The organism is Streptomyces sp. NPDC057939, assembly GCF_042887545.1.
Taxonomy (GTDB): Bacteria; Actinomycetota; Actinomycetes; order Streptomycetales; family Streptomycetaceae; genus Streptomyces.
Map to the genome: position 1 here is coordinate 77,514 of NZ_JBHVPG010000015.1, position 17,434 is coordinate 94,947.

18 protein-coding genes and 1 tRNA gene are annotated in these 17,434 nt (G+C 72.0%); 7 read left to right on the plus strand and 12 right to left on the minus strand.

The genetic code is table 11. The features are described 5' to 3' along the window. The first annotated feature begins 15 nt into the window (after nucleotides 1-15). Complete coding sequence (locus tag ACFVS6_RS18805; RefSeq protein WP_389705044.1) at nucleotides 16-1,395, plus strand: NAD(P)/FAD-dependent oxidoreductase; 1,380 nt, start codon at nucleotides 16-18, stop codon at nucleotides 1,393-1,395. Nucleotides 1,396-1,477: 82 nt separating this feature from the next. Here the strand turns inward: ACFVS6_RS18805 and ACFVS6_RS18810 are convergent. Next, nucleotides 1,478-1,552: transfer RNA gene (locus ACFVS6_RS18810), tRNA-Thr, on the minus strand. A 277-nt stretch (nucleotides 1,553-1,829) separates the two neighbouring features. On the opposite strand from ACFVS6_RS18810, the gene ACFVS6_RS18815 reads away from it, so the two are divergent. The 3 genes from ACFVS6_RS18815 to ACFVS6_RS18825 all read left to right on the plus strand — a co-directional run bounded on the left by ACFVS6_RS18815 (nucleotide 1,830) and on the right by ACFVS6_RS18825 (nucleotide 4,404). Beyond that, a complete protein-coding gene (locus ACFVS6_RS18815; protein WP_389705046.1) occupies nucleotides 1,830-2,921 on the plus strand; it encodes an ABC transporter ATP-binding protein in 1,092 nt (363 codons plus the stop codon). Between the two features lie 219 nt (nucleotides 2,922-3,140). Continuing rightward, a complete protein-coding gene (locus ACFVS6_RS18820) occupies nucleotides 3,141-3,554 on the plus strand; it encodes a hypothetical protein (protein ID WP_281203635.1) in 414 nt (137 codons plus the stop codon). 79 nt (nucleotides 3,555-3,633) lie between these two features. Beyond that, on the plus strand, nucleotides 3,634-4,404 hold the full coding sequence (locus tag ACFVS6_RS18825) for an NDP-sugar synthase (protein WP_389705048.1): 771 nt from the start codon (nucleotides 3,634-3,636) through the stop codon (nucleotides 4,402-4,404). 219 nt (nucleotides 4,405-4,623) lie between these two features. Here ACFVS6_RS18825 and ACFVS6_RS18830 read toward each other — a convergent pair whose 3' ends face one another. The 6 genes from ACFVS6_RS18830 to ACFVS6_RS18855 form a co-directional block, all read right to left on the minus strand. Beyond that, nucleotides 4,624-6,180, minus strand: a complete 1,557-nt coding sequence (locus ACFVS6_RS18830) for a DoxX family membrane protein (RefSeq protein ID WP_389705050.1) — start codon at nucleotides 6,178-6,180, stop codon at nucleotides 4,624-4,626. A 184-nt stretch (nucleotides 6,181-6,364) separates the two neighbouring features. After that, nucleotides 6,365-7,336, minus strand: coding sequence for a 23S rRNA (guanosine(2251)-2'-O)-methyltransferase RlmB (gene rlmB / locus ACFVS6_RS18835; RefSeq protein WP_389705052.1), 972 nt, complete (start codon nucleotides 7,334-7,336; stop codon nucleotides 6,365-6,367). Nucleotides 7,337-7,430: 94 nt separating this feature from the next. After that, entirely contained in the window at nucleotides 7,431-8,831 is a 1,401-nt protein-coding gene (gene cysS, locus ACFVS6_RS18840; RefSeq protein WP_389705054.1) for a cysteine--tRNA ligase, read from the minus strand. A gap of 194 nt (nucleotides 8,832-9,025) precedes the next feature. After that, a complete protein-coding gene (gene ispF / locus ACFVS6_RS18845) occupies nucleotides 9,026-9,541 on the minus strand; it encodes a 2-C-methyl-D-erythritol 2,4-cyclodiphosphate synthase (RefSeq protein WP_389705056.1) in 516 nt (171 codons plus the stop codon). Further along, complete coding sequence (gene ispD / locus ACFVS6_RS18850; protein ID WP_389705058.1) at nucleotides 9,531-10,277, minus strand: 2-C-methyl-D-erythritol 4-phosphate cytidylyltransferase; 747 nt, start codon at nucleotides 10,275-10,277, stop codon at nucleotides 9,531-9,533. The genes ispF and ispD overlap by 11 nt, the downstream gene beginning before the upstream one ends. Nucleotides 10,278-10,511: 234 nt before the next feature. Continuing rightward, nucleotides 10,512-10,994 carry a CarD family transcriptional regulator gene (locus ACFVS6_RS18855; protein ID WP_003953493.1) on the minus strand — a complete coding sequence of 161 codons (483 nt, stop codon included), beginning with the start codon at nucleotides 10,992-10,994 and terminating at the stop codon, nucleotides 10,512-10,514. A gap of 554 nt (nucleotides 10,995-11,548) precedes the next feature. Between ACFVS6_RS18855 and ACFVS6_RS18860 the strand changes: the two genes are divergently transcribed. Then, nucleotides 11,549-12,238 carry a DUF461 domain-containing protein gene (locus ACFVS6_RS18860; protein WP_389705059.1) on the plus strand — a complete coding sequence of 230 codons (690 nt, stop codon included), beginning with the start codon at nucleotides 11,549-11,551 and terminating at the stop codon, nucleotides 12,236-12,238. Nucleotides 12,239-12,364: 126 nt separating this feature from the next. Here the strand turns inward: ACFVS6_RS18860 and ACFVS6_RS18865 are convergent, their stop codons facing one another. Beyond that, a complete protein-coding gene (locus ACFVS6_RS18865) occupies nucleotides 12,365-13,045 on the minus strand; it encodes a response regulator transcription factor (protein ID WP_037795450.1) in 681 nt (226 codons plus the stop codon). Then, a complete protein-coding gene (locus tag ACFVS6_RS18870; RefSeq protein ID WP_389705060.1) occupies nucleotides 13,042-14,280 on the minus strand; it encodes a sensor histidine kinase in 1,239 nt (412 codons plus the stop codon). The genes ACFVS6_RS18865 and ACFVS6_RS18870 overlap by 4 nt, the downstream gene beginning before the upstream one ends. Nucleotides 14,281-14,477: 197 nt before the next feature. On the opposite strand from ACFVS6_RS18870, the gene phoU reads away from it, so the two are divergent. Then, on the plus strand, nucleotides 14,478-15,155 hold the full coding sequence (gene phoU / locus ACFVS6_RS18875; RefSeq protein WP_042813786.1) for a phosphate signaling complex protein PhoU: 678 nt from the start codon (nucleotides 14,478-14,480) through the stop codon (nucleotides 15,153-15,155). A 222-nt stretch (nucleotides 15,156-15,377) separates the two neighbouring features. Further along, nucleotides 15,378-15,527 (plus strand): hypothetical protein, encoded by a 150-nt coding sequence (locus ACFVS6_RS18880; RefSeq protein ID WP_167344738.1) that lies wholly within the window; start codon nucleotides 15,378-15,380, stop codon nucleotides 15,525-15,527. A 121-nt stretch (nucleotides 15,528-15,648) separates the two neighbouring features. Here ACFVS6_RS18880 and ACFVS6_RS18885 read toward each other — a convergent pair whose 3' ends face one another. The 3 genes from ACFVS6_RS18885 to ACFVS6_RS18895 all read right to left on the minus strand — a co-directional run bounded on the left by ACFVS6_RS18885 (nucleotide 15,649) and on the right by ACFVS6_RS18895 (nucleotide 17,393). Beyond that, nucleotides 15,649-16,125 (minus strand): hypothetical protein, encoded by a 477-nt coding sequence (locus ACFVS6_RS18885; RefSeq protein ID WP_389705062.1) that lies wholly within the window; start codon nucleotides 16,123-16,125, stop codon nucleotides 15,649-15,651. A 95-nt stretch (nucleotides 16,126-16,220) separates the two neighbouring features. Continuing rightward, nucleotides 16,221-16,550 carry a hypothetical protein gene (locus ACFVS6_RS18890; RefSeq protein ID WP_389705063.1) on the minus strand — a complete coding sequence of 110 codons (330 nt, stop codon included), beginning with the start codon at nucleotides 16,548-16,550 and terminating at the stop codon, nucleotides 16,221-16,223. Between the two features lie 81 nt (nucleotides 16,551-16,631). Further along, nucleotides 16,632-17,393 (minus strand): phosphoglyceromutase, encoded by a 762-nt coding sequence (locus ACFVS6_RS18895; protein WP_389705065.1) that lies wholly within the window; start codon nucleotides 17,391-17,393, stop codon nucleotides 16,632-16,634. Nucleotides 17,394-17,434: the final 41 nt, after the last annotated feature.

Here is a 17,434-nt window from a genome sequence, read left to right on the forward strand (position 1 = left end):
TGTACCAACTCCCCCATGACGATCAACGGCGGCATCTCCTTCTGGTACGCGACGGACACCACCGCCCCCCAACCGGCCCGTGCCCCCCTCACCCGCGACGCCACGGCCGACGTCGTCATCGTCGGCGGCGGCTACACCGGCCTGTGGACGGCCTACTACCTGAAGACGTCCGCGCCCGACCTACGCGTCACCGTCCTGGAGCAGAAGTTCTGCGGGTACGGCGCCTCCGGCCGCAACGGCGGCTGGCTCTACAACGGCATCGCCGGCCGCGACCGGTACGCCGAACTCCACGGCCACCAGGCCGCTCTCCGGCTCCAGCACGCCATGAACGACACCGTCACCGAGGTCATCGACGTCGCCGCCAAGGAGCGCATCGAGGCCGACATCCACCGCGGCGGCGTCCTCGAAGTCGCCCGCAGCCCCGCACAGCTCACCCGCCTGCGCGCCTTCCACACCGCCGAACTCGGCTTCGGCGAGACCGACCGCGAGTTCCACGACGCCCCCGCCACCCGGGCCCGCGTCGACATCGCCGACGCCGTCGGCTCCAGCTGGACCCCGCACGGCGCCCGCATCCACCCCCTGAAGCTGGTCAAGGGCCTCGCCGCCGCCTGCGAACGCCTCGGGGTCGTCATCCACGAATCGACGCCCGTCACCGAGATCGCGCCCCGCCGCGCCGTCACCCCGTACGGCACGGTCCGCGCCCCCTTCGTACTGCGCTGCACCGAGGGCTTCACCGCGGCCCTCAAGGGCCAGAAGCGCACCTGGCTCCCGATGAACTCCTCGATGATCGCCACGGCCCCGCTCCCGGCGGAGGTCTGGGCCTCGCTCGGCTGGTCGGGCCGCGAGGTGATCGGCGACATGGCCCACGCCTACATGTACGCCCAGCGCACCGCCGACGACCGCATCGCGATCGGCGGTCGCGGGGTCCCGTACCGCTACGGCTCGCGCACGGACCACGACGGCCGCACCCAGCCGGCCACGATCACCGCCCTGACCTCGCTCCTCACGTCCTTCTTCCCCCAGCTCACCGGTACGGAGATCACCCACGCCTGGTCGGGCGTCCTCGGCGTGCCCCGCGACTGGTGCGCCACCGTCTCCCTGGACCGCACCACCGGCCTCGGCCTGGCCGGCGGCTACGTCGGCTCCGGCGTCGCCACCGCCAACCTCGCCGCACGCACCCTGCGCGACCTGGTCCTGGAGAACCTGACGGACCTGACCTCGCTCCCCTGGGTCAACCACCGCGTCCGCCGCTGGGAACCGGAACCCTTCCGCTGGCTCGGCGTCCAGGCCCTGTACGCCGCCTACCGCGAGGCGGACCGCCAGGAGACGGCCACCCACCGCCCCACGACAACCCCCCTGGCCCACCTGGCCAACCGCATCTCGGGTCGCCACTGACGCCCGCGCCCCACACCCGCGCAGAGGTCGCCGAAACGACGGAATCCCGGCTCGGAAAGGATCCGAGCCGGGATTCCGGCAGAGCCCCCTGTCGGATTCGAACCGACGACCTACGCATTACAAGTGCGTTGCTCTGGCCGGACTGAGCTAAGGAGGCGGGGCCGCACTCACTCTACACAGCAGCCGAATCCCCGAGCCATCACCTTTCCGGCGCCGCGGGACGGCCCGCGGCCATCGGTCGGGGGCGGGTCCGGGGCCGGTCCGGGGCCCGCGGAAAAGGTGGCCCGGGCCGTCGTCCGAGTGCGAAGTCACCGGGCGCGGGTGCTGACAGGGAGCGGATCGCCAGGTAGCGTCGGGCGCAGTCCAGGGCACTGGACTAGACCTTCCACTCGGATCGTCCGGCACGTTCCTGCCGGTAGAAGGGATTCATCACCATGGCTTCTGTCACTTTCGACAAGGCGACCCGTCTGTACCCCGGCGGCGACAAGCCCGCCGTCGACCAGCTGGAGCTGGAGATCGAGGACGGCGAGTTCCTCGTCCTGGTCGGCCCCTCCGGTTGCGGCAAGTCCACCTCCCTGCGCATGCTCGCGGGCCTGGAGGACGTCAACGGCGGTGCCATCCGCATCGGCGACCGCGATGTCACGCACCTGCCGCCCAAGGACCGGGACATCGCGATGGTGTTCCAGAACTACGCGCTGTACCCGCACATGACCGTCGCCGACAACATGGGCTTCGCGCTCAAGATCGCCGGCGAGGACAAGGCGACCATCCGCCGCAAGGTCGAGGACGCGGCGAAGATGCTCGACCTCACCACCTACCTCGACCGCAAGCCGAAGGCCCTCTCCGGCGGCCAGCGCCAGCGCGTCGCCATGGGTCGCGCGATCGTCCGCAAGCCGCAGGTCTTCCTCATGGACGAGCCGCTGTCGAACCTCGACGCCAAGCTCCGCGTGTCGACCCGTACGCAGATCGCCGCCCTCCAGCGCGACCTGGGCATCACCACGGTCTACGTCACCCACGACCAGGTCGAGGCCATGACCATGGGCGACCGCGTCGCGGTGCTCAAGGACGGTCTGCTCCAGCAGGTCGACACCCCCCGCAACATGTACGACCGCCCCGCGAACCTGTTCGTCGCCGGGTTCATCGGCTCGCCCGCCATGAACCTCGTCGAGGTGCCGATCGCCGACGGCGGCGTGAAGTTCGGCGACAGCATCGTCCCGGTGTCGCGCGAGGCGCTGTCCGCCGCCGCCGACGCGGGTGACCGCACCGTCACGGTCGGCGTGCGCCCGGAGCACTTCGACGTCGGCGACACGGGCGGCCTGACCATCACCGTGAACGTCGTCGAGGAACTCGGCGCCGACGGCTACGTCTACGGCAGCGCCGCGGTCGGCGCCGACAAGGCGAAGGACATCGTCGTCCGCGTCGGCGGCCGCCAGGTCCCGGAGAAGGGCTCGACCCTGCACGTGGTGCCGCGCGCCGACGAGATCCACGTGTTCTCGACGTCCTCGGGCGCCCGTCTCTCCGGCTGACACCCGCCGCGGGAACCGGAACCCGAAGGGGCGCCCCATCAAGGGGCGCCCCTTCTTCGGTAGTTGCCGCAGCCCCGGAGCCAACCCCGCGCCAAACCCCGGCAGACCGGGCCATTCGGCCGCATCCGTCAACCCCTTATTCGAAAAGCCACGTCGAACCATCCCCCGACAGGGTGACTAAATGTCGCCAAATCTTCACCGAGCGCTACTCTCGCCCTCGTGACCCACACTGCCCGCCGTATCGGCCGTTCCCTCGCCCTGGTCCTGCCCGTCGTCCTGGTCCTGTCCGGGACCCTCGCGGTCACGATGGTCCCCTGGGCGGACAACACCCCTTCCCAGATCCTCACCGCCTCCGCCGAGGACGTGTCCGTCCCCGCCAAGCCGCGCGCCGCCCAGGACCTCCTGCGCGACAAGTTGCTCAGCGAGCTCCAGCAGGGCCAGGAGCCGGGCGCCGTCCTCACGCACCTCCAGCAGGAGGTGGACCGCCGGCCGTCGCTCGCCGCGCACTGCGTGGGCATCGCGCGCGCCCTGGGCCGGGCCGCCGTGGACGCGTACGGGCCGACGAAGGCCCAGTCCTTCGCGCGCCCCGTCTGCGACACCTCGTACGCGACCGGCGTCGCCTCGATGGGCTGACACCCCCTCTGGCGCCCTCTTCGACACCTCCGCCGCGCCTGCCACCGCCGGGGCAGGGGCCGTCCCTACGCTGACGGCCATGAGCGACGTTCCCCCCGCACCTCCCCGATCCACCGACCTCGCGGCCGCGTTCCCGGCCTCACCCACCCAGGCGGTCGTCCTGGCGGGCGGCCAGGGTTCGCGGCTGCGGCCGTACACGGACGACCGGCCGAAGCCGATGGTCGAGATCCCGGGTACGGGCCTGCCGATCATCGGGCACCAACTCGCCTGGCTCGCGGCGGAGGGGGTCACCGACGCCGTCGTGTCCTGCGGGCACCTCGCGCAGGTGCTCCAGGACTGGCTGGCGCGGGCCGAGTTGCCGCTGCGGGTGACCACCGTCGTCGAGGAGGAGCCGCTGGGCCGCGGCGGCGGCCTCAAGTACGCGGCCCGCCGGCTGCCGCACGCCGACCGCCCCTGGTACGCCACCAACGGCGACGTGTGGACCCGGTTCCCGCTGCGCGACATGGCCGCCTTCCACGCCGAACGCGGCGCCGTCGCCACCCTGGCGCTCGCCCGACCGCGGATCCCGTGGGGGGTCGTGGAGACCAACGAGTACGGCCAGGTGCTCGACTTCATCGAGGCGCCGCCGTCGCCCTACCCCGTCAACGCCGGGGTGTACGTCTTCTCCCCCGAATTCACCGCGCTGCTGCCCGACTTGGGCGACCACGAGCGAACGACGTTCCCGCGCCTGGCCCGCGAACGCCGCCTCGCGGGCTACCCGCTGCCCCAGGGGGCCTACTGGCGGGCGATCGACACCGCGAAGGACCTCACCGAGGCCGCGCGCGAGCTGGCCGCCCAGACGGCCTCCTGAGCCCCCGCACGCCCCGGCCCCGAATCGACCCGGCCCCGCATCCGCCCCCAACTCGGGCCGCTCCCAAGGCCCGTACGCACCCGCGCCCAAGGCGCCGCGGGCACGCCGAGGGGCCCGGCACGCTCCTCGCGCACCGGGCCCCTCGGGACCGAACCTTCCGAACCTCCGAACCCGCCCGACCCTCCCGGCCCTCCGGACCCGCCCGGGCGAACCGGACCGTCAGCCCAGCAGTCCGCCCACCAGCCCCGGCTTCTTCGTCGGGGTGTCCCCGCCACCGCCGCCGCTCTCGGGGCGGTTCCCCGAGGACGTGGACGGCGGCTTCTGCGGGCTGGACTGCTTCGGGCTGCTGCTGCGCGGCGTCTGCCCGCTGCCCGTGCTGCCGCCCTTGGTGGCGGAGGGGGTTCCGGCCCCCGTGCCGGCGCTCTCGCGCGGCGGCGCGCTGCCGGCGCCGCTCCGGGCCGGCTTCGAGGGCGCCACCGACGGCGCCGCGGACGGCGACGACGCCTGCTTCGAGGGCTGCTGCTGCCCCCGCGCCGGCTCGGGCTGCTTGACCGAGGCCTTCGGCAGCGGCGTGCCCGGCAGGTAGTTGCTGGGGGCCTGCCCCGGCCCCGGCACGGTGACGACGGTGGAGGACCGTACGGCCCCGCCGAGCAGCGAGCCGACGAGCAGGGTGAGCCCGCACACGACGGTCGCCATGACCGCCCCGCGCCGCAGCACCCGGCGCCGCAGCCGCCAGATCTCCGAACGCGGTCCCAGCGTGCGCCAGGCCTCGCCCGCGAGCCGTCCGTCCAGGGAGTAGACGGGCGCGCCCGCGATGATCAGCGGGCTCCAGGCGGCCAGGTAGATGATGTCGGGCGCGTCGTAGGCGGGGACGGTCTTCCAGCTCACCGTCATCAGCAGCGCCGCGGACAGCAGCGCCCCGATGCAGGCGGCGAACCGCTGCCACAGCCCGAAGACCGTCAGGACGCCCACGATCACCTGGAGGAACGCCACGCTCAGCCCCGCGCCGACCGGGTGCGCGAGCGCGAAGTCGCGCAGCGGCTCGGCCAGCGCCCAGGGGTGCAGCGTCTGGAGCCAGGTGACCATGGAGCCGCGTTCGCCGCCGTCGAAGTAGACGGGGTCGCACAGCTTGCCCATGCCGGCGTAGATGCAGATGAACCCGAGGAAGACGCGCAGCGGGAGCAGCACCACGCCGAGGTTCATCCGGCGGCCGGGGTAGTAGGAGGCCTGGCCGCGGGCGTCGCCGGTCCGACGGGACTCGCCGTCCGGCTCGCCGCCGGGGTGCTGCGGCGCGTACTGCCCGCGCGGCAGGTCCCGTACGGCGGCCAGGGGGCGGGTCTCGTCCGGGTCCCCGTAGCTGCGCTGACCGATGACGGTCGGCGTGGCGAGGGTGTCCTCGGCGAGGTCGTGGGCCATGTCCACGCGCGGGATGACCTGGGTGGCGCCGCCGTCGTACTCGTCGTGGCCGCGGCCGGACTCCCGTACGGCCTGGAGGAGGCCGCCCGTGGCGGCGGCGTCGCCGGGGGCGGACCTGCCGCTCCACACGACGGGCGCCCGGCGGCGGCGGGTGGCTCCGGCGGCGGCGACCGCGGCGACGCCGAGGACGGGCGCGCGGCCGGGGGCATTCGCGGGCTTGGAACGCGCGCTCGGGCTCGGTGCGAGCCGCACGCGGAAGCTGGCGTGGTTGACGATGACCTGTGCGGGGTCGCACGGCACCTTGACCATGCTCAGCGCGGGCTGGTCGTCGAACCCTGACGTTCTGGTGTCCACACTCATCTAACCGAGTGATCAGTGTTTAGGACACTGCCTTGACATCAGGGATCTGTCCGAGACCCGTCAAGATCAAGTCGCCCCGCCCGGATCGGGCGGGGCGACACGCTCACGGGTCACTTTCCGTGAGCCAAGTGGATCAAGCCGGGTGGACGGGTCCGGCCCGGCCGGGGATCAGGCCCCGCAGGGATCAGGCGCGGCCGCGGTCGGCGCGGCGGCGGGCCGCCTCGTAGAGGACGACGCCCGCCGCGACACCGGCGTTCAGCGACTCGGCGCCGCCCGGCATCGGGATGCGCACCAGGTAGTCGCAGTTCTCGCCGACGAGGCGGCCGAGGCCCTTGCCCTCGGAGCCGACGACGATGACGACGGGGCCGGCGAGCTGCTCCAGGTCGTTGACCGTGTGCTGGCCCTCGGCGGCGAGGCCGACGACGGTGATGCCGGCCTTCTTGTAGTCCTGGAGGGCGCGGGTCAGGTTGGTGACGCGGGAGACCGGGGTGCGGGCGGCGGTGCCGGCCGAGGTCTTCCACGCGCCGGCGGTCATGCCGGCGGCGCGGCGCTCGGGGATGACCACGCCGTGGCCGCCGAAGGCGGAGACGGAGCGGACGATGGCGCCGAGGTTGCGCGGGTCGGTGACCCCGTCGAGGGCGACGATCAGCGGGTCCTCGCCGTTGTCGTACGCGGCGGCCGTGAGGTCCTCCGGGTGCGCGTACTCGTACGGCGGGACCTGGAGGACCAGGCCCTGGTGGTTGAGCCCGTTCGTCATCCGGTCGAGCTCGGGGCGCGGGGCTTCCATCAGGTTGATGTTGCCGCGCTCGGCCGCGAGCTGGAGGGCCTCGCGGACGCGCTCGTCGTTGTCGATGAACTGCTGGACGTAGAGGGTGGTGGCGGGGACGCCGTCGCGCAGCGCCTCGAAGACCGGGTTGCGGCCGACGACCATCTCGCTGGTGCCCTTGGGGCCGCCGCGGCGCGGGGCCGGGCGGCGCTTGGCGGCCTGGCGGGCCATGGCGCCCGCGATGCGGTTCGCCTTGTGCTTCTTGCGGTCCTCGGCCTTGGGCGTGGGGCCCTTGCCTTCCAGGCCCTTGCGCCGCTGGCCACCGCTGCCGACCGTGGCGCCCTTCTTGTTGGACGTGCGGCGGTTCCTGCGCTGGCTGTTCCCGGCCATGACCTCTACCTGTTTTCGTTGATCCTGCGATATGTACGTATGAAGAGTGTGCCGCCCGGAGCGCCGGGCGGCACAGTCGGACTGCTCCGGGGGCTCAGCGGGGGCCGAGCGTCCAGCGCGGACCCGTCGGGCCGTCCTCGACGACGAGGCCGGACTGCTGGAGCTGGTCGCGGATGGCGTCGGCGGTCGCCCAGTCCTTGCGGGCCCGGGCGGACTCGCGCTGTTCCAGGACGAGGCGGACGAGGGTGTCCACGGCGCCGTGGAGGTCCTCGCCGCGGTCGGATTCGCCGGCCCAGTGCGGGTCGAGCGGGTCGAGGCCGAGCACGGCCAGCATGGCCCGTACCTCCGACAGGCGCGCGATGGCCGCGTCCTTGTCGTCGGCGGCGAGCGCGCTGTTGCCCTGGCGGACGGTGGTGTGGACGATGGCGAGCGCCTGCGGGACGCCCAGGTCGTCGTCCATCGCCTCCGCGAACGCCGGCGGCACCTCGGCCGCGGCCTCGACGGGACCGCCCGCCTTCTCGATGACGCGCTGGTAGAAGCCCTCGATGCGGGCGAAGGCGGACTCCGCCTCGCGCAGCGCCTCCTCGCTGTACTCGATCATCGACCGGTAGTGCGGGGTGCCGAGGTAGTAGCGCAGCACGATCGGGCGCCACTGCTTGACCATCTCGGAGACGAGGACCGAGTTCCCGAGGGACTTCGACATCTTCTCGCCGGACATGGTGACCCAGGCGTTGTGGACCCAGTACTTCGCGAACTCGTCGCCGAAGGCCTTGGCCTGGGCGATCTCGTTCTCGTGGTGCGGGAAGATCAGGTCCAGGCCGCCGCCGTGGATGTCGAAGGCCTCGCCGAGGTACTTGTGCGCCATGGCGGAGCATTCGAGGTGCCAGCCGGGACGGCCGCGGCCCCACGGCGTCTCCCAGGAGGGCTCGCCGGGCTTGACGGACTTCCACATGGCGAAGTCGCGCGCGTCGCGCTTGCCGGTCTCGCCGGTGCTCTCCGGCTGGCGGATGTTGTCGAGTTCCTGGCGGGACAGCGAGAGGTAGCCCGGGAAGGACTTCACGTCGAAGTAGACGTTGCCCTCGGACTCGTAGGCGTGGCCGCGCTCGATGAGCCCGCGCATCATCTCGACCATCTCGGTGACGTGTCCGGTCGCGCGGGGCTCGTAGGTGGGCGGGAGGCAGCCGAGGGCGGAGTAGCCGTCGTTGAAGGCCCGCTCGTTGTCGTAACCGATGGACCACCAGGGGCGGCGCTGCTCGGCGGACTTCGCGATGATCTTGTCGTCGATGTCCGTGACGTTGCGGATGAAGGTCACGTCGTAGCCGCGGTACGCGAACCAACGGCGCATCATGTCGAAGTTCAGGCCCGACCTGATGTGGCCGATGTGCGGAGCGGCCTGCACGGTCGCGCCACAGAGGTAGATCGAGACACAGCCCGGAACGAGCGGGGTGAAGTCACGGATCTGCCGGGCGCTGGTGTCGTACAGGCGAATAGTCACGGCATCCAGGGTAGTGCGCCTCTAGCAGTGCCCCGCGACCCTTTGGGGGCCCGGGGGTGGGGTTTGCCGCCGGAGCGGCGCCGACGGGGCGCGCACGGAGTCCCGTACGGGCGGTTTTCCCGGTTGGTACCGGATGCGCTCCGCCGGCGCGCGGGCGCGGCCCCGGCCGGACACCTGTCCGACGGGGCCCGGGCTCAGGCCCGGCTCGTCCGGTGGACGAGGGCGGTGGCGATGGCGGCGAGCCCTTCGGCCCGGCCGGTCAGGCCCAGGCCGTCGGTGGTGGTGCCGGACACCGAGACGGGGGCGCCCGCCGCGGCCGAGAGCGCCTTCTGCGCTTCTTCGCGCCGCTTGCCGACCTTCGGACGGACACCGATCACCTGGACGGCGATGTTGCCGATCTCGAAGCCCTCGGCCCGGACGATGCGGGCGGCTTCCGCCAGGAGGGTGACGCCCGAGGCGCCGGACCACTCCGGACGGGAGGTGCCGAAGTGCGCGCCGAGGTCTCCGACGCCGGCGGCGGAGAAGAGGGCGTCGCAGGCGGCGTGCGCGGCGACGTCACCGTCGGAGTGCCCGGCGAGGCCGTCCTCGCCCTCCCACAGCAGACCGGCGCACCACAGCTCGCGGCCCGCCTCGAAGGCGTGCACGTCGGTGCCGATGCCGACGAGCGGCATCGCGGGCGCGGCGGGCGCGGCGGCGGGGTCAGTAGGCATCGGTGGCCCTCCTGCGGGCGAGTACGGCCTCGGCGAGGACGAGGTCGAGCGGACGGGTGACCTTGAAGGCCTCTTCGTGGCCGGGGACGGTCACGACGGTGATTCCGAGGCGTTCCACCATGCCGGCGTCGTCGGTGGCGCCCTCGCCGAGGACGGCGATCTCCCGGTGCGCGCGCAGCAGGGTCCCCAGGTCGAAGCCCTGGGGGGTCTGGACGGCGCGCAGCCGGGCCCGCTCGGGGGTGGCGACGACCGGCTCGGGCTCGCCGGGCCTGCCGGGCTCGACCTCCTTGACGGTGTCGGCCAGCGGCAGCGCGGGGACGACGGCGGGGGCCCCGTCGCGGACGGCCTCGATGACGCTGTCCACGGTGTCGACGGGGACGAGCGGGCGGGCGGCGTCGTGGATCAGTACGGAGGTGACGTCCCCGGGCAGCGCGTCCAGGCCGGCGCGCACCGACTCCTGGCGGGTCTCCCCGCCGGGGACGACCAGGACCTCGGTGCGCTCGGGCAGCGCGTGCTCGTCCAGCAGGTGTCGCACCTCGGCGGCCCCGTCCGAGGGGGCGACGACCACGACGAGGGACACGGCGCGGGAGCGGGCCATGGCGCGGACGGCGTGGATGAGCATGGGCGTCCCGCCGAGGGCCCGCAGGGCCTTGGGGGCGCCGGGACCGAGGCGTACCCCGCGGCCGGCGGCCGGGATGACCGCGGCCGTGCGGTGGGGACGCGATTCGTCAGACATCAGTAGCTCCGAGCCAGGTTTGTGACTTCGGCCGACATGGGTATGGCCTGAAGCGTGCCGGGTGCGACGCCCCTCGCCCCTTCCGTGACGACCGGTCGAGCAGGGCTGCCCGAACCCGGCACGCCAAGAAAAAAGGTGTGGGTACAGACATGCCGCAGCGCCCGGCAACAGCTCCCTCGTGGAGGAGAGAGCTTGTCATCGGGCACCGCGGCACAACTGTGTACGGTTTTCGCGTCAGGACGCGAGAACCTCGTCGAGGAGGGCCTCGGCCTTGTCCTCGTTGGTGTTCTCCGCGAGCGCGAGCTCGCTGACGAGAATCTGGCGAGCCTTCGCGAGCATGCGCTTCTCACCCGCGGAGAGTCCGCGCTCGCGCTCACGACGCCACAGGTCACGCACCACTTCGGCGACCTTGATGACATCGCCAGAAGCGAGCTTCTCCAGATTTGCCTTGTAGCGCCGGGACCAGTTCGTCGGCTCTTCTGCATACGGTGCGCGGAGCACCTCGAAGACCCGGTCCAGCCCGTCCTGGCCGACTACGTCGCGAACGCCGACGAACTCCGCATTGTCCGCAGGCACACGAACCGTCAGGTCGCCCTGGGCGACCTTGAGCACCAAGTAGGTCTTGTCCACGCCTTTGATCTGGCGAGTTTCGATGGCCTCGATCAGCGCGGCCCCGTGATGGGGATAGACCACGGTGTCGCCAACCTTGAACGTCATGTGACAGGTACCCCTTCCGTGGCTATCCAGGGTAACACGAGAACTGACTGTTATGAATGGCGTTTTCGCAGGTCAGGGCACATCTCGGGGCTTGACAACAGCGACACGAACGTGCTGCGAAGGGCTTCCGGAGGGGGGTATTCGCAGGTCGGAGGTGTTGTGCGGACCGGGCGAAACGACCACGTTACACCTGGCGGACGAGTCCACAGGAGTGACGTACGTCCCGTTTTGCCGGGTTCGGAAGCCGGAAACCGAAGTACTCCGTTCGACTGGCGGCCACCCGTACGGAGCGGGATCCGGCCCAATCCGCAATTGATCACGGAGTCGCGTTCGAGGGAATCCCGGAATTGATCACCGGACGGCCCGCCGGCGTTATCCGGAATGCAAGATCGCCGACGCCGTCCAGGGCCGTGCGTCCGCTGCGGAGGGTCGGGTGCGGGGCCGGGGCGGCGGCTCGGTAACCTAAGCGCGCTGACACACCCTTAGGGCGGCTTTACCTCGGCCGTCCCGAGCGTCCACCCTTCCGTCCGTACGTCCTAGGAGTTGCCGCCGCCGTGAGCCGCAGCCTTCGACGCGGCGCCCTCGCCGCTTCTGCCGTCGTGTTCTCGATCGCTTCGCTCGCCGCGTGCGGTGCGGGCAACGACGCTCAGACTCTCCAGATCAAGCCGGACAACGCCGCCACCACCAAGGGCGACATCCAGATCCAGAACGCCCTGGTGATCACCCAGGCGGAGAAGGAGAAGAAGGGTCCGGCCGTCGTCTCCGCGACCGTCTTCAACAACGGCACCAAGCCGCAGACCCTGGAGGGCATCACCCTCAAGGGTGGCAAGTCCAAGGTCGTCCTGAAGGCGGCGGAGGGCACCGGCAAGATCACCGTGCCCGCCGGCGGCTCCGTGGTGCTGGGCGGCAAGGGCAACGCCTCCGCCGTGATCGAGGGCGGCCGCACGGCCGTCGAGGACGGCAACGTGCAGGAGGTCGTCTTCGACCTGAGCAGCACCGGCGACGTCCCGCTCCAGGCCTTCATCGTGCCCGCCTCCGGCATGTACGCGGGCTACGGCCCGACCGAGGCCCCGGCAGCCCCCTCCGCCGGCCCGTCCGCCTCCCCCTCGGGTTCGCCCTCCGGCGTGCCCGCGAACGCGCCGTCGGGATCCCCGTCCGGCTCCCCCTCCGGTTCGCCCTCGGGCGCCGCGGGCGCGCCGTCGGGCAAGCCGTCCGGCTCCGCCTCGCACAGCGCCGGCCACTGAGGCCCGCCGCGCGACGCACCACGTACACGGGGAAGGCCCCCAGCCGATGCGGCTGGGGGCCTTCCCCGTTGTAGGTGCGGGCGCTCCGGTGTGCGCGGCACTCCGGCGTTCACGGCGCCCCGGTGTCTACGGCTCGAACTTGTAGCCCAGGCCGCGGACCGTCACCAGGTAGCGCGGCGCGCCCGGGTCGGGCTCGATCTTGGCGCGCAGGCGCTTGACGTGGACGTCCAGGGTCTTGGTGTCGCCGACGTAGTCCGCGCCCCACACCCGGTCGATGAGCTGCATGCGGGTGAGCACGCGGCCCGCGTTGCGCAGCAGCATCTCCAGCAGGTCGAACTCCTTCAGCGGGAGGTCCACCTTGCCCCCGCCGACGGTGACCACGTGCCGGTCGACGTCCATCCGTACCGGACCGGCCTCCAGGGCCGCCGGCGTGACCTCCTCCGGCTCGCCGCGGCGGCGCAGGACCGCGCGGATGCGGGCGACCAGCTCCCGCGAGGAGAAGGGCTTGGTGACGTAGTCGTCGGCTCCTATCTCCAGCCCGACGACCTTGTCGATCTCGCTGTCCTTGGCGGTCACCATGATCACGGGAACGTTGGAGCGGCCGCGCAGCTGCCGGCAGACCTCGGTGCCGGGCAGGCCGGGCAGCATCAGGTCGAGGAGGACGAGGTCGGCGCCGTTGCGCTCGAACTCGTCGAGCCCGTCGGGCCCGGTCGCCGCGATCGCGACCTCGAAGCCTTCCTTGCGGAGCATGTAGGACAGGGCGTCGCTGAAGGATTCCTCATCCTCGACGACGAGCACTCGGGTCACGGAAGGACCTCCGGGGCAGGGATGACTGGTTCTGGTTCGGGCAGGGGTCGGGCGGGTGCGGTGGCCGGCGCGGGCGCCGGCGCGGGTGCCTCGGGGAGTCGCAGGGTGAACGTGGAGCCCTGGCCCTCCGAGCTCCATACCGACACCTCCCCGCCGTGCGAGGCCGCCACGTGCTTCACGATCGCGAGGCCGAGGCCGGTTCCTCCCGTGGCGCGGGAGCGGGCCGGGTCCACGCGGTAGAAGCGCTCGAAGACGCGCTCGCGGTCCTTCTCCGGGATGCCGATGCCCTGGTCGGTCACGGCTATCTCGATCAAGTCTCCACCCGGCGCGGTCACCCGGCGCGCGGCGATGCCGACGCGGGTGCGGGCCGGACTGTAGTTGACGGCGTTCTCCACCAGGTTGCCGAGGGCGGCCGCCAGCTGCCCCCGGTGTCCCCATACCCGCAGGTCGGCGGTGCCGCCGGCGGCCATGGTGATCTGCTTGGAGGTCGCCGTGTGGCGGCAACGGTCGATGGCCTCGGCCACCAGCGTGTCCACGCGTACGGGCTCGGCGTCCTCCAGGGCCTCGTCGTTCTGCACCCGGGAGAGGTCGATCAGTTCCTGTACGAGGTTGATCAGGCGGGCGGACTCGATCTGCATGCGGCCCGCGAAGCGGCTGACCGCCTCGGGGTCGTCGGAGGCGTCCATGACCGCCTCCGACAGCAGGGAGATCGCGCCCACGGGGGTCTTCAGCTCGTGCGACACGTTCGCGACGAAGTCACGGCGCACCGCCTCGATGCGGCGGGCCTCCGTGAGGTCCTCGACGAGCAGCAGCACGAGCCGGGAGCCCAGCGGGGCGACGCGCGCCGAGACCGCGAGGGCCTCGCCGCGGCCGGTGCCGCGCCTCGGGAGGTCGAGTTCGATCTGTCGTATCTCTCCGTCCCGGCGGGTGTCGCGGGCCATGTGGAGCATCGGTTCCACGGCGAGCTTCCCGCCGCGGACCAGGCCGAGGGCGTACGCCGCCGAGCTGGCCTTGACCACCGCGTCGCCCTCGTCGAGGACGACGGCGGAGGAGCGGAGCACGGAGAGGACCGTGTCCACGCCGGGCGGGAGCACCGCGTTGATGTCGGGGCGCATGGAGCTCCGGGTGGGGCGGGCCTGGTCGCGCTCGCTCCAGCGGAACGCCAGCATCGCGATCACACCGGTGCAAAGACCGGCGATCGCTGCAGCTGCGGCGACCGCCGCGTTCACGTCCATGCATCCAGGTTAAGCAGGCACGACGGTACTTCCACAGCCGTTCGGGTGGCACCTCGAACAGTCGTCGCCCAGAGTTCACCCTGGCGACGGGGTTGATTCACTTGTGGTGCCGGAGTCGGACGCGTTCAGGGCCGAACGTGTCAACGTGGGGCAGGAAGCCACGCAGCAGTAGGCGAGTCGGCGAGAGAGGGACACCAATGCGGGACGCGTACCACGAGGAACTGGACTCGATCGGAGAAAGCCTGGTCGAGATGGCCCGGCTCGTCGGTTCCGCGATCGGGCGGGCCACCACCTCCATGCTCGACGCCGACCTGAAGCTCGCGGAGAGCGTCATCGCCGCCGACCAGAAGGTGGACGACCTCCAGCACGACCTGGAGGCCCGAGCGATCGCGCTGCTGGCCCGCCAGCAGCCGGTCGCCACCGACCTGCGCATCGTCGTCACGTCGCTGCGGATGAGCGCCGACCTGGAGCGCTCCGGCGACCTCGCCCAGCACGTGGCGAAGCTGGCACGGCTGCGCTTCCCGGACCGCGCGGTGCCGCGTGACCTGCACGCGACCATCCTGGAGATGGGGCAGCTGGCGCAGCGGCTGATGGCGAAGGCGGCCGAGGTCATCATCACGAAGGACGTCGACCTGGCGCTCCAGCTGGAGCAGGACGACGACGAGATGGACCAGCTGCACCGCACGCTGTTCCAGCACCTGATGGACGACCGCTGGAAGCACGGCATCGAGACGGCGGTCGACGTGACGCTGCTGGGCCGCTACTACGAGCGCTTCGCGGACCACGCGGTGTCGGTCGCCAAGCGCGTCGTCTACCTGGTGACGGGCGAGCACGCGGACGAGCTGCAGCAGCCGACGCAGGTCGACGGGGTCTGAGACCTGGGTGGCGGGGCCCGACGGGCCGGTCGCGGGGTCCCGGACTTCGGTCGCGGGGCCCGACGGGCCGGTCGCGGGGTGGGTGGCGCGGGCGTTCGCCCCTGCTTCGCGGCGGCTCGCTTCAATGCGCCGTTGACGCGCCGGTGTGGCTGGGCATGAATGAGGGCGAAGGCAACCGCGTACTCGTACGACCTGCCGTGCGTGCCCCCACGAGGAGGATCCATGCCCGATTCCCCCGTCCCCATCACCCCGGAACAGGAGCAGCCGCCGCGGCCCGAGCCGCTGCGCCTGCCCCTGCTCGCGGCCTGCGGCTGCGGATCGGGCTGCGGCTGCGGCTGCCAGTCCGGTGCGCCCTGCCAGTGCGGCGGCTGAACCCGTCCGTTCCAGAAGGGCCCCTTCCCGTGTCCCGGGGAGGGGCCCTTCGCCTTGCCGCGCGCCGGCCCCGGTTTCCCGGACGGCCCCCGCCGCCGGGTTCGGTCGCCCGCGGCCGGGTTCAGTCGCCGGTGTTGGTCGCCCAGACCGGCCGACCGCTCCCGTCGTAGACGACGACGTTGCCGTCGTCCTGGACGGCCAGGTAGCGGCCCCTGTTCCAGGTGCCGGCCGCCCAGACGGGGTTGCCGGAGCGGTCGTAGACGACGAAGTTGCCGTCCTCCTGCATGACGGCGGTCTCGGCCTTGGGCCACACGTTGGGGGCCTGCCAGGCGGGGTTGCCGTCCTTGTAGAGGACGAAGTTCCCGTCGCCCTGGACGCGCAGGACGGCCCGGCCGTTGCCGGAGGTCCACGCCTGGTTCTTGCGGAGCGTGGCGGGGGCGTGGAAGTGGGCGTCGCTGCGGGCGACGCCGGGCCCGGCGGGGGCGGCGAGGGCGGCGGGCGCCGCGGGGGCGGCGTCGGCGGCCGATACGGAGGCCATGGCGGGCAGCAGGGCGAGGGCGAGCGCGGGCAGACCGCGCCGCACGAAGTTCTTGATCATGACCGAGGTTCTAGCCCCGCACCGCCTCCCCGGCCCAGCGCAGAAACGAATCGATCACCCGTACGGCCGATCAACTTCAACGCTGAAACGGCACTTCACGCGGGGGCGGATCCGGGTGCCGGGCCGGACGCTCCGGGCTCGTCGCCTCGCGCCGCCGTCGGGACCCGCGCCCTGCGCTCCTGCGGCACGGTGGCCTCGTAGAGGGCCACGATCCTCTCCTTGCCCTCCCTCGGCTCGAACATCACCCCGCCGTCCCCGGGATGGGGACGGCGGTGATCGAACCCACCGGGAAGGACGTCGACCGGAATGCCCTCCGGGAAGGCGGCACACGTGGCGACGTACCGGTCGGCCGTGGTCCGGGAGTCGGGATCGCGACGCCGCCGCAGGAGCGCGCAGGCATCACACAGCACGGGCCTTCGACGCATGGCGCTCACTTCCCGCAGGCACGTGAAAACGCCTCCCGCCCCGCGCCGTACGCGCGGGTGGGAGGCGTGATCGGGGGGGGGTTACTTCTTCTTGCCCTGGTTCTTGACGGCCTCGATGGCGGCCGCGGCGGCGGTCGGGTCGAGGTAGGTGCCGCCCGGGTTCAGGGGCTTGAACGCGGCGTCCAGTTCGTAGGCCAGCGGGATGCCGGTCGGGATGTTCAGGCCTGCGATGGCCTCGTCGGAGATCCCGTCCAGGTGCTTGACCAGGGCGCGGAGGCTGTTGCCGTGGGCGGCGACCAGGACGGTGCGGCCGGCGAGGAGGTCGGGGACGATGCCGTCGTACCAGTACGGCAGCATCCGGACGACGACGTCCTTGAGGCACTCGGTGCGCGGGCGCAGCTCCGGCGGGATCGTCGCGTAGCGGGGGTCGCCGGACTGCGAGAACTCCGTGCCGTCCTCAAGGGCCGGCGGCGGGGTGTCGTACGAGCGGCGCCACAGCATGAACTGCTCCTCGCCGAACTCGGCGAGGGTCTGGGCCTTGTCCTTGCCCTGGAGGGCGCCGTAGTGGCGCTCGTTCAGGCGCCAGGAGCGGTGCACCGGGATCCAGTGGCGGTCGGCGGCCTCCAGCGCGAGCTGGGAGGTGCGGATCGCGCGCTTCTGGAGCGAGGTGTGCACCACGTCGGGGAGCAGGCCGGCGTCCTTGAGCAGCTCACCGCCGCGGACCGCCTCCTTCTCGCCCTTTTCGTTGAGATTGACGTCCACCCAGCCGGTGAACAGGTTCTTCGCGTTCCACTCGCTCTCGCCGTGACGGAGCAGGATCAGCTTGTACGGTGCGTCGGCCATGCGTACGAGCCTAATGGACTCCCCGGGGCACTCGCGCGCGG

Excerpts from the sequence above, each read along its gene's own strand:
- ACFVS6_RS18870 (WP_389705060.1), bottom strand. The coding sequence starts at position 14,280 with ATGGACGTGAACGCGGCGGTCGCCGCAGCTGCAGCGATCGCCGGTCTT.
- ACFVS6_RS18855 (WP_003953493.1), bottom strand. The coding sequence starts at position 10,994 with ATGACGTTCAAGGTTGGCGACACCGTGGTCTATCCCCATCACGGGGCC.
- phoU (WP_042813786.1), top strand. The coding sequence starts at position 14,478 with ATGCGGGACGCGTACCACGAGGAACTGGACTCGATCGGAGAAAGCCTG.
- ispD (WP_389705058.1), bottom strand. The coding sequence starts at position 10,277 with ATGTCTGACGAATCGCGTCCCCACCGCACGGCCGCGGTCATCCCGGCC.
- rlmB (WP_389705052.1), bottom strand. The coding sequence starts at position 7,336 with ATGGCCGGGAACAGCCAGCGCAGGAACCGCCGCACGTCCAACAAGAAG.
- ACFVS6_RS18825 (WP_389705048.1), top strand. The coding sequence starts at position 3,634 with ATGAGCGACGTTCCCCCCGCACCTCCCCGATCCACCGACCTCGCGGCC.
- ACFVS6_RS18885 (WP_389705062.1), bottom strand. The coding sequence starts at position 16,125 with ATGATCAAGAACTTCGTGCGGCGCGGTCTGCCCGCGCTCGCCCTCGCC.
- ACFVS6_RS18830 (WP_389705050.1), bottom strand. The coding sequence starts at position 6,180 with ATGAGTGTGGACACCAGAACGTCAGGGTTCGACGACCAGCCCGCGCTG.
- ACFVS6_RS18880 (WP_167344738.1), top strand. The coding sequence starts at position 15,378 with ATGCCCGATTCCCCCGTCCCCATCACCCCGGAACAGGAGCAGCCGCCG.
- ACFVS6_RS18815 (WP_389705046.1), top strand. The coding sequence starts at position 1,830 with ATGGCTTCTGTCACTTTCGACAAGGCGACCCGTCTGTACCCCGGCGGC.
- ACFVS6_RS18805 (WP_389705044.1), top strand. The coding sequence starts at position 16 with ATGACGATCAACGGCGGCATCTCCTTCTGGTACGCGACGGACACCACC.
- ACFVS6_RS18890 (WP_389705063.1), bottom strand. The coding sequence starts at position 16,550 with ATGCGTCGAAGGCCCGTGCTGTGTGATGCCTGCGCGCTCCTGCGGCGG.
- ispF (WP_389705056.1), bottom strand. The coding sequence starts at position 9,541 with ATGCCTACTGACCCCGCCGCCGCGCCCGCCGCGCCCGCGATGCCGCTC.
- ACFVS6_RS18895 (WP_389705065.1), bottom strand. The coding sequence starts at position 17,393 with ATGGCCGACGCACCGTACAAGCTGATCCTGCTCCGTCACGGCGAGAGC.